The sequence below is a fragment of the Paenalicyclobacillus ferrooxydans genome (genome assembly GCF_001399675.1).
GTDB classification, from domain to species: Bacteria; Bacillota; Bacilli; order Alicyclobacillales; family Alicyclobacillaceae; genus Alicyclobacillus_B; species Alicyclobacillus_B ferrooxydans.
This window is the reverse complement of the sequence record NZ_LJCO01000038.1, coordinates 90,798-99,802: the sequence shown is the minus strand read 5'-3', so window position 1 is coordinate 99,802 and position 9,005 is coordinate 90,798. Positions and strand designations below refer to the sequence as shown.

The 9,005-nt window shown below is 55.8% G+C and carries 2 protein-coding genes; both read left to right on the top strand.

Annotated elements, in window-relative coordinates:
- Window positions 1–679 precede the first annotated feature (679 nt).
- On the top strand, window positions 680–4,429 hold the full coding sequence (locus tag AN477_RS08310; protein ID WP_054968702.1) for a PD-(D/E)XK nuclease family protein: 3,750 nt from the start codon (window positions 680–682) through the stop codon (window positions 4,427–4,429).
- Window positions 4,429–8,895 carry a UvrD-helicase domain-containing protein gene (locus AN477_RS08305; protein WP_054968701.1) on the top strand — a complete coding sequence of 1,489 codons (4,467 nt, stop codon included), beginning with the start codon at window positions 4,429–4,431 and terminating at the stop codon, window positions 8,893–8,895. Before AN477_RS08310 ends, AN477_RS08305 begins: the two co-directional genes overlap by 1 nt.
- Window positions 8,896–9,005 lie beyond the last annotated feature (110 nt).

Sequence of the window (9,005 nt, the reverse complement as noted above, 5' to 3'; positions counted from 1 at the left end):
AAAAAATGAGGAGTTAAGTCGCTCGGAGCGACTTAACGGATTGGCCAGCCTCCTGCTAAGTCGGTGGAAGCGACTAAGGCAGCCCGATTTGCCCCGATTGGCCCTTGCTTAGTCGGTGGAAGCGACTAAGGCAGCCCGATTTGCCCCGATTGGCTCTGGCTTAGTCGGCGAAACCGACTTAAGGCGCAAAAAATGAGGAGTTAAGTCGCTCGGAGCGACTTAACGGATTGGCCAGCCTCCTGCTAAGTCGGTGGAAGCGACTAAGGCAGCCCGATTTGCCCCGATTAACCCTCGCTTAGTCGGCGAAACCGACTTAAGGCGCAAAAAATGAGGAGTTAAGTCGCTCGGAGCGACTTAACGGATCGCGCAGCCTCCTGCTAAGTCGGTGGAAGCGACTAAGGCAGCCCGATTTGCCCCGATTTGCCCCGATTGGCTCTGGCTTAGTCGGCGAAACCGACTTAAGGCGCAAAAAATGAGGAGTTAAGTCGCTCGGAGCGACTTAACGGATTGGCCAGCCCACTGCTAAGTCGAGACCTTACCTGCGAGCCTTTCTTGGAGGTGTCCTGTGGGGCCATCTTCTTCAGGCGTCTGGAAAACGGTGGAGGCGCGAGGAAATTGCTCGATGACGGCGAATGGTATACAGAACATACGTTTGTGCGGAGTAAGGGAGATGGGTCGCATGGGTAACGTGAAACTGTGGATTGGCCGGGCAGGCACGGGAAAGTCGCAGGGGATCGCGGAGGAGATTGCGCAGGAGGTTCGGCAAAATCCACTCGGCGGAAAAATTTTCTGGATTGTACCGGAGACGGTGTCCTTTGCTGCGGAACGTCGTCTTGTGGAGATGGTGGGTTCGACCGTTCGTGCTGAGGTGCTGTCACTGCCGCGATTGGCGATGCGTGTACAGGCGACGATGCAGACCCTCCCGGGAAACCCTGTCAACCAGACAGGACAGCGACTGTTGCTTGCGCAGGTCCTGAACGAGTCTGCGGACAAACTGACATTGTTGCACAGGGCTAAGCCGACGTTGTCGTTTCTTGATTCCATTCTTGAGGCGTTTGAGGAGATGTCTGAGCACCGCGTCTCGATGCAGCAACTGGAGTCGACCCTTCAAATTGCCTCAACACGGGTGGATGCCATGGAACACCCGCATGACGCCCATACGGGAAGGACATTGATCGGGAAGCTCGGCGATTTGTGCACACTCTACTTTCTCTACCAGAAGGCTTTGGCAGAGCGAAACCTGTATGATCCGTCCGAGTTGATGGATCGGGTTCACGGCGACCTTGCGCACTGTCCGATGCTCGATGGAGCGACGCTTTACATAGATGGCTTTCGCGATTTTCAACCGCGCGAGCTGTACTTTTCAGTCGGTTTAGCCCAAGCGGCAGATCATACCACCCTTGTGATTTCTGGAGATCCGGTGTGGTTTGCAGCACAGCCCGGCGCCGACAGATCTTCTCAGGATGTTCAGCCTCTGAAGCGTCGCTCCGACAGGTTTCCTCAGGATGTTCAGTCTTTGCAGTCTCTACAGTCTTTGCAGTCTCTGCAGCCTGAGATGGCAGACTTACCGTTGTTTCAGTCAGCAGATGAGGTGACGCTGACAGACCTGCCGCCGATTACGTTGTCACAAGACTTGCCAACCCTTACGGACCTGCTCGAAGAAACCCCGTTTCCAGGAGATGTCTACGCACCCGAATCGCTGCGTCTGTACCGTGAGTGGCTGAGCCACTGCGCCGAGGCAGGACTCAGTGTGAAAGTGGTTCCGTTTGTATCTCATTCCGAGGCAGCACATGGAATGCTTCAGTACCTCGAGCAGAATCTCATCTCGGAGACACGGAGCCTGGAGCCGTTTACGGCTGCGGCCAAAGGAACGCCAGGGATCGTCCGCCTTGCGGCCGCACAGAATATCCGGGCGGAAACGGAAGGGATAGCCCGGGACATCCTGTCTCAGGTGTACGACGGCGGTTATTTTTTTCAGGACATTATGGTCATCGTCCCAGCTCTTGCCGATTACACGCCGATCCTTCGCGAAGTATTGACGCGCTACGAGATTCCGTTTGATATGGCTGATCCGCCGGCGCTCAGCACACATCCGCTGGCAAAGTTCATCCTCGCATCTTTGGCTGTTGTCGATGAAGGACTTTCAACCAATGCGGTACTGCGGATTTTAAAGACGGACTTCTGCACTGTTGACCGGGAAGATGCGGACTGGCTTGAGGGGTACCTGGTGCGCCATCAGATTGCCGGCCTAGATGATTGGCAATCTGACTGGCGGTACGCTGAGAAGGCTTCTGACAGAGCGGATGACTCGAGGGCGCGGTCTGAAGACAACCGGGCAAATCGGATGCGGCAAGAGCTTGCTATGTACCTCGTCCCGTTCCTTCATCAGTTGATGAACGCAGAATGCACACCCCTTCAAGTGGCAGAGGCCATCTGGGGACTTCTTGAAGCTGTTCGGGCGAAACGCAGGATGGCTGCCTGGCTGGTTGATGAAAGCAATACCGCGGACCCACACTCCGCAAGTGTTCACGAGCAAGCTTGGCAGCGCATTCTCGGGGTCTTGAATGACCTCTGTGAGACACTGCCAGACAGGGCTTTTCGACGCGGATTTTTATTTGAGAGTATCCGCACGGACATCTCATCTCAATCGCTCAGTGCGGTCCCTGCTGGATTGGCATCTGTTATCGTCACCGATGTGGAACGAGCGAGTGCTTTGCACCTGCCTATCGTTTACGTCATTGGACTGTCAGACGGTACGCTTCCAAGGCGCATGCATTCCAGTGGACTGTTGCAGGACGAAGAGCGGATGCAATTTCGCGTTCTGTTTGGCCAGCGGCTTGGCGACACGGGAGCGGAGCGACAACTGGCAGAACACTGGCGCATGTACACGGCGCTGACGCGCGCAGCAGCGATGGTGACCTTGAGCTACCCGATGGCAGGAGTTGATGGGAAGGAGCTGCGCCCGTCAAGCCTCATTGGTCGCGTACAATCCCTATTCCGATCCGATGACATGCCATCACTGTGGCTGGCCGAAGGTGTCGTGGACGATGTGAAGAATGCCGTTTGGACGCCAGCTACAGCACTGCAGTGGTTGGTATCTGCTCTTCGCGACATGCGGCAAGGGACGCCGCTGCCTGCTGGGACTGCGGCAATGTACCGATGGTTGGCGACTCACCGAGACTATGCAGGAAAGCTTCACAGTGCTCTTCGCGGCATGGTTCACCGTGCGGTTGCCGAACGACTTGGAAAAGCACAGACACTGGCCCTGTTTGGCAGCCCAATGAAAGTGAACGTGTATCAGTTAGAGACCTTTGCGAGTTGCCCGTACAGGCACTTTTTGCAGTACGGCCTTCGTCTGTCAGAGCCGGCCGAACGAGATGCGACTCGAGCCGAGCGGGGAACTTTGATTCACGCTGCTTTAGCCGAGTTTGTCATGCATTGGCGCGAGCAACCGGACGTTTGGCGACAGATGGACGATGCCACGGCAAGGCTCGAAATGGAACGGGTGTTCAGAAGGCTTTTGGACGAGCCTCAGTTTGCTGTCTGGTCGCGATCTCACATCCGCAGACAGCAAGCGTTGGAAGCGCTGCAAGTGGCCGGGCGGGCCGCCGTTAGCCTGACCCGGCATGCGCGGCACAGTAAGTTTGTTCCGGCGCACCTCGAGGTGGCTTTCGGCACGAGTGAGCCAGGGGCCTACGAGGCCTACGAGTTCGTACTCCACGACGGGACTCCTGTAGAGGTGCGCGGGCGGGTTGACCGAATCGACGTTGCAGTCGAGGACGGCCTACATCGGTTCCGGGTGATTGACTACAAGAGTCGGGTCATGGATATCGATCTCGGCAAGGTCTATCATGGCCTTCGACTGCAGCTTGCTGTCTATGCGGCAGTTGTGAAGGCTATCAGCGAGCAACTGTTCGGTGTAGGGTCTGAAGCCGGAGGGTTCTTTTATCTGCCGCTTGTGCGAAAGCTTGAAACGGAGAATCAGCCCGAGGAAGCATCGAAGGCGTTTGAGAAGGCACTCAGCCGTATGCGTGCGCGTGGGCTGTGGCGCGATGACGGCGTCTCGCTGGGCTGGATGGACCATCGCTTGCCGCAGGCTGCGGAGTCGGAACTGTTTCCTAAGATGTATAAAAAAGACGGTACCATCACCAAGCAGGCGCCTGTGCTTGGGGAGACGGATTGGGGTGCGATGGAGTCGTTTGTACTAGGGAAAGTTCGGGAACTCGCAGCAGGCATTCGGCAAGGAAACGTGGACGTTGCTCCATATGCATTGGACAGGCAGGACATTGCGTGTAGAACGTGTTCCTTCCAAGCAGTCTGTCAGTTTGACAGCAGATGGGATCACAGTCCTCTGCGTAAGCTTGAAAAGCTGAATAAAGAAGCGGTACTTGCCAAGTGGACTGAAGTTCGTGATGGGGGTGGCGAGTGATGGCGGAAGACCAGATGCGAAGGGAGACGAACGAGACAACGTTCGGGCAACCAGTGAGTGAGCAGCCGGCTGAGATCGCAACCCGATGGTCCAAGAGTCAGCAGGCTGCGATCGATTCGCGCGGCGAAAACGTGATTGTATCTGCCGGAGCGGGATCAGGCAAGACCTCGGTCCTGGTGGAACGTGTAATCCGCTGTGTTGTGGATGAACCCGCGATTGATCTGACCCGCCTTCTCGTCGTCACCTTTACAGAGGCAGCTGCTGCGGAGATGCGAAAGCGGGTTGGCGATCGGCTGGAGGCATTAGCCCAAGCCGCCGCATCGTCCGGACAGGTTGAGAAATATCGGCGATTGCTGCGTCAGATTGGTCAACTGGAACAGGCACAGATTTCGACCTTGCACAGTTTTTGCATGCAGGTGGTGCGCCAAAACTACCTTCGCCTTGACCTTGATCCCGGTTTTGACATCCTCAGTGAAGAGGACGCTGTACTGTTAAAAACGGCGGTACTCGAACGCGTGATAGAGGATGGTCTGATTCCGGCAGCAAATGACACTCACGGTGGTCAGGATGGTTCCAAAAGTTCCACGGAGGGCTTGGCACAAGCCGGGAACGGTCGGGGAGTAGAAGGGACGCGAGAAGGTGAGACTTCTACGTGGACAGGGCAAACGGACCGTGCAGAGAAGCGACAAGCCCTCCAGCAGATGATTGACATGTTTGGTGCAGGGGACCCGCGCGGCGTGTTTCAGCTGGTTTTCCGTCTCGACACGTTTGCGCGAAGCCAAGCGGAGCCGATGATGTGGCTCGATACAATTGGGGACAACTATGCACGGGCTGTTGGTGCATCTCTTGTAGATACCCCTTGGTACGGCGCATTTGCTGCGTGGTGTCAACGGATCCTCGCAGATGCCCTGGATGCATTGAAAGAAGCCAGAAATCTCTCTCAGGGCGCAGCAGAATTGCAGGCGTACCAGGAAAACCTGACCCAGGCTGTCCCGCTTATTGAGGAGGCGATGCAAGCACTCCTGCGGGCGGATTGGTCACAAGTCGCATCCTGTCTGGTAGGCCTTCAGAGCCAAAAGTCGCCGCGGGCAAAGAAAACGGATAGCGAACTGGTTTTGCAGTTGAAGGAAGAGGTTCAGGTACTGCGCAAACAAGCTCTGGATGGTTTGAAACCGTTGACTGAAGTGGTCACGCGAGGAACCGACGCCTTGCTCGAAGATATTTCCGCGCTTGCACCTGCCGTCCTGCAGCTCGTGTTGGTTACAAAAGCCTTCCAAACCGCTTTTATGGCTGAAAAACAGCGTCGACGACAGCTCGATTTTAATGACCTCGAGCATTTTGCATATGAGGTTTTAACCGACAAGACAACCGGTGAGGCACAGCGGCTTCAAGAGCAGTACGTCGAGATCTTTGTCGATGAGTTTCAAGATACGAGTCCGATTCAGGATGCTCTTGTGGCGTCGATTGCCCGACCACAAGGCAATGTCTTCGTCGTCGGTGACGTAAAGCAGAGCATCTACCGCTTTCGAATGGCTGAGCCTGGATTGTTTCTGGACAAGTACTTTGGACGGACTGTCAGTGACGAGGCACCTTCGTTTCGCCCGTTGTATCTGTCGGAAAACTACCGCAGCCGCCGCGACGTCGTCAACGTGGTCAACTTTATCTTTGGGCAGTTGTTCTCCGAAGAGTTTGGCGGTGCGCCGTATGATGCAGAGGCGCAAATGAAGTACGCCGCTCGATATCCTGATCGTGGACGATCCGATGACCTAGGTCGCGCCGTTGAAGTCCACCTGCTCGAACGAGAAAATGTGTCCGAGAAGCCAACAGAGGACGACGGACAAACGGAGTTTGCAGCAGGAGGGGCTTCTCTCGACAGAGACCAAGCGGAATCAGAAGGCGAAGAAGGCCTTGGCCATGCTGATGCGGACGGCCTCCTTGCAGTGACGGGAGCAGAGGTGGACGGAGAGCCTGTTTCTCGTGATGAACTCCTTGCCATTGAGCGTGAAGGCAAGGTAATTGCGGCACGCATTCGGGAGTGGATGGGGTTGACAGGCGGCTCGCATCGTCAGGTCTGGGACGCAAAACTTGGTGACTACCGGCCTCTGCAGTACCGCGACATTGTGATACTCCTGCGATCCGTAAAAGGACGGATGAGTCCATTGCTCGATATCTTCCGAGTACAAGATATCCCTGCGTACGGGGTCACGTCGACGGGATTCTACGGGTCGCTCGAAATCCAGTGGTTACTCAGTGTACTCGCGGCCGTAGACAACCCGAGGCGGGAGATTGAACTCGTCGCGACCATGCGCTCGCCAATGTTCCGCTTTACGGATTCGGAGCTTGCCGAGATCCGTCTGGTGACAAAAGGGAACTTTTATGACGCTGTCCGCATAGTGACAGATGCCGGACGGTTGGATGGGACTCGCCGGACGCTCCATCGTCCGGCGAAGTCGACGACTGATGCACCACCGGACTCCTCCGTCGCCGTGCAAACTGAGTTGTGGGATCTGTCAAACGAAAGAGCAGACGAAACCGTGTCGAAGGAATCGGCCGCAGCCCTTGCAGTAGCGCCGGAATTGAGTCAGAAGACGAGAGACTTCCTGCAGCGACTGAACCAGTGGCGTCGCTTGTCACGAAGAGCGACTACGGAGGCGGTACTTACTCAGATTCTCGAGGATACAGGCATTCTCGACTATTTGACGGCCATGACAGGCGGACGCGTCAGGGTTGCGAACGTTCAGATCTTGCTCGAACGCGTGCGGAGTTTTGATCGTGGCTCGGTGGATGGCGTCTTCGGTTTTGTGACGCACGCGAGAGAACTGTTGCAACACGAGGTCGATCTTGGAGAAGCCCGTACTCTCGCAGAGGCGGAAGACGTCGTACGGATCATGACTATCCATCAAAGCAAGGGACTGGAGTTTCCAATTGTGTTCGTCGCTGACCTTGGTAAACAGTTTTATCGAAATCCCATTGAAAGGGCACTGCCGCTTCATCGAAACATGGGCTTTGGACCCCAGAGGATCGACCCGGAGACAGACCAAAGGTGGCGAACCGTGCCGTCCATCGCGATCGAAGAGGCGGAAACAAGGGAGTTTCTCGCTGAGGAAGCGAGAATCCTCTACGTTGCGTTAACACGGGCAAGGGAGCAATTGGTTCTTGTAGGCTCCACAAGGCAGCTGCAAGAGTCGATTCAGAGGGCAATTTCCGCAGCTGAATTACCGAGTTTTGTGTTGCCGACGCGTACACTGCAAAAGGCAAAAACGCCGCTCGATTGGTTGCTGCCTGTGCTTTGGCGTGATAGAGCGAGTGCGGATACATTTGAGACATTCCTGCGTGCATCTGCGGTGGACAATGACGCACGTGGAGCGAAAGGTCCCATGTCGTTTTCGGAGAAATTTTCCACAACACGGGATGAAACGCAAGAGCCGAACCTCTTTGTTCACATCTGGTCCGGAGAAAGAGGGGGCAGTTCTAGTGCCGAAGCGGCGAGAACCGGGAATGAGGGCGGAGTCGATCACGGTGAAAGGCGGAACAGGGAAACGGGGACGGATTCGGGGTCGACTGAGAACGTAGGGCCGCGGGTCATGCCTGTGCATGCATGGTCGAGTCGCCTCATCTCCGCGCTGCGTCAGGGTGATGATACAGAGGTCACGGAAGTGCTGGCAGACGCCGAATATCATCTGTTCGAGGGCGTCGATGATTCCACGGGCCGCGGTTCAGACATGAAACGGTCTCCCTTGGAGTTGACTTGGGAGCCGAAGGTTGTGGACAGCAAGCTGGTTTCAACATCTCCACCTGCGAAAATCTCTGCCACTGAACTCAGACGGTTGTGGAGCGCTCGGCATCGTTCGTCAAAGTCGGCAGTGTTTCAGACCCGATCTTCAGCGGAGCACCTGCTGGAAGATCCATCGTGGGTCAAACAGCGCCGAGTCACGGGTCGGGAACGGGGACTCGCGTTTCACAGCGTGATGCAGGTGTTGGACCTCACAACGACGCCGAATATCAGTGCCGTGGACAACGAGTTAAAGCGACTCCGTGATGCAGGGCTCATTGCACCTGAGGTTGCGGATTCAGTGGACAGCGAAGACGTTGTCAACTTCTTGGATTCAGCGCTTGGGACGATGCTCCGAGGTGCAAAGCGAGTGTATCGGGAGCAGCCATTTTTCCATCGGATCGATCTTCCAGACGGTAACTTCATCACGGTTCAGGGAGTCATGGACTGTCTGGCAGAGCTCGACGATATGTGGCTGCTCGTCGACTACAAAACTGACAACATTGAACTCAAGGACGCAGACGTGACGGCAGGTGAATACTCTGCACAGGTCTCTGTGTACATGCAGGTTGCAGATCAGGTGATTGGGAATAACAAACCGCTGAAGGCGTATGTGTATTTTGTGCATCCGGCCGCAGCGGTTGCGATCGAACCGGTAGACGTGGGAAGTCTGTTTCGCAGCGAAGAAAGATAGTTTATCCAGCGGCCGCGTGAACCAGCTTATCGCGGTCTGATGCACCGGAGTTTGATGCACCGGAGTTTGATACACGGGATAGGTAAAAATCAAGCCAAATGGAGTGCGGG